Annotated in this window: 2 protein-coding genes; both read right to left on the bottom strand. The window is 47.2% G+C overall.

All coding sequences use genetic code 11. From position 1 onward, the window contains the following. Positions 1–114: 114 nt before the first annotated feature. A complete protein-coding gene (locus JFC05_RS12585; RefSeq protein ID WP_198337131.1) occupies positions 115–1,029 on the bottom strand; it encodes a hypothetical protein in 915 nt (304 codons plus the stop codon). A 254-nt stretch (positions 1,030–1,283) separates the two neighbouring features. Beyond that, positions 1,284–1,787 (bottom strand): type IV secretion protein Rhs, encoded by a 504-nt coding sequence (locus JFC05_RS12590; RefSeq protein WP_198337132.1) that lies wholly within the window; start codon positions 1,785–1,787, stop codon positions 1,284–1,286. Positions 1,788–2,046 lie beyond the last annotated feature (259 nt).

Consider the following 2,046-nt stretch of genomic DNA (forward strand, 5'->3'; position numbering starts at 1 on the left):
GGCTTGACCGTCTTGCAGAAGGAATCCCCTCACTTTAGGGAGGGGAGGAAGTCAAGGTCGATAGATAAGCGCTGTGATGCTGGCTGTCGCCGTCATAGCTTGGGCGGTGGCTGTTTATTCAAATGCTTTAAGCGTTTGTTCGTACTTGGCAATTTGCTCATCATAACCCTTGATGGTCTCGTTAAACTTGGCCATGAGTGCTTCAAACTCTTGTTGTTGATTGAGCTTCATTTGCTGCATATCGATAACTTGCTGCGCCTCTATCTGTTCCCAAACCTGATGCTGAATTATAAGACGTGCCAGCGCTGGACTTTTGGCACTGAGCCTACCTGCAATCTCAGCATGCTCAAACAGCTGCGGCACCAAAGTCGCTATGTTTATCAAGGTATCTACCTCGTCAGCGCTCAGCGGCGTGATCACTGGCTGATAAAGTGCCGCCGTTGCCTGCTGATAGCTGTCGATGATCTCATCTTCTGTTTGCATGACAGGCTTGCGCGGTTCGAGGCTAATACGTTTGAGAACGGTCAAATCGCGCTCGCCCACTTCTGTGCTGGTATTGATGTCTGCTGCTGCCTCATCGCCACTTTCCCTATTTTGAGCCGTCGCGGCGTCACCGCTATTTGTCGTGTTATCGCCTGCTGTATCCGCACTATTTAACAACAAATCTTCTGCACTTTGGGTCGAGTCTGCCGCTTGCAGCGACTCATACTCGGCCTGTAGCCGGCGCTGAAGCCTTTGCATTTGCGTCACATAAATTGGCTCAAACTGCTCAATACGCGCCGCCGCCGACTCACTTTGCGGTACAGGCTTGCTGTCTTCGCTAGCTACTTGCTCAGTCGCTTGGCTATCATCGACGACAGGCGCGGTCTCGGTCTGCTGCTGACAGCCGCCGAGTAGCAATGCACCACTCAACGTCGCAGCCAGTACAGTCATGGCAACATACTTACTATTAGGTGATGGTGTTTTATTCATATGACTATCATGAGCGGTATCATGACTCTTGGCTTTATCTGGTAAAAATTTATACATCAGAGTACATATCCTTTGTTGACGCAAAATAATGAGTTGACGCAAAATAATAAAAGGTAGGCGTATCACCGCCATCCGTTGCTGAGTGATACTGTGCTAGCGTCTGGGTCATAAACCTCTCATAACACTATTTAGCATAGTGGTTATTGATGTCAATAAGAAGCGTCAATTGTGAACGGAGTGTCGAGCTGGCGACGTTGACAGTGGATGTGTGACAACAGTAGACTTGTGGCATTAAACGTGTGACCTCAGACTCAAGAAGCGGTCGTCAAAAACGGTATACAGCGCTCAAAATCGCGGCAGTCCTGACCACGCTGGCGACGGACAAAATAGTCTTGTACCATACGCGCCTGCTGCTCGATACCATATTTAAAAAAGGGCTTGCCTACTGTAAATACATAGTCATAACGCCGATCGACCAACGCCCCGCGTACTACCTTGAGACCCTGCTGTAGCTGCCAAACGTGCGTTAGCTCATGTATTAGCCAGCTTTGCTTACTTAAGGAGGACTGGCTAAAGTCTGTGATCCAGTCTGCTGGATGAAAGTAAATATGACCATTGGGGCTGACAGCGTAATGTCTAAGCACCCACCACGCTGTTTTTAATTGCACATCCTCCAGCCTAATACTGTCGCCAAATACCGAGCGTGCCAGCGCAACCTCACCTGCACTCAAATGGCGCGACCGCCTCTTTGGGCGCTGATGACTTGATAAACGCCGCGCTTGGCTCAATAACTGCTGTATGGTCTCACGTATCATAAACAATCAATGCCGTCATGTAGGTGCATAATATAAGTGCCCAGATAAACACCTAGGAAGTACAAGTGCTGCTATAACTGGTGCTGTCTTATCTGTTTAATAAGGCTTTTGATATAAAAATAAAAGTCGCGAAGACAGAAGTTATACATTAGGGTTGCAAACAGTTAAATAAAACATATACAAACCTACCTATTTATTACTATTATAGATAGATTATATCTATAATATAGAGAGCAAGTTATGGGGAAACTGGTTAGTA

Source organism: Psychrobacter celer (assembly GCF_016107555.1).
GTDB classification, from domain to species: Bacteria; Pseudomonadota; Gammaproteobacteria; order Pseudomonadales; family Moraxellaceae; genus Psychrobacter; species Psychrobacter celer.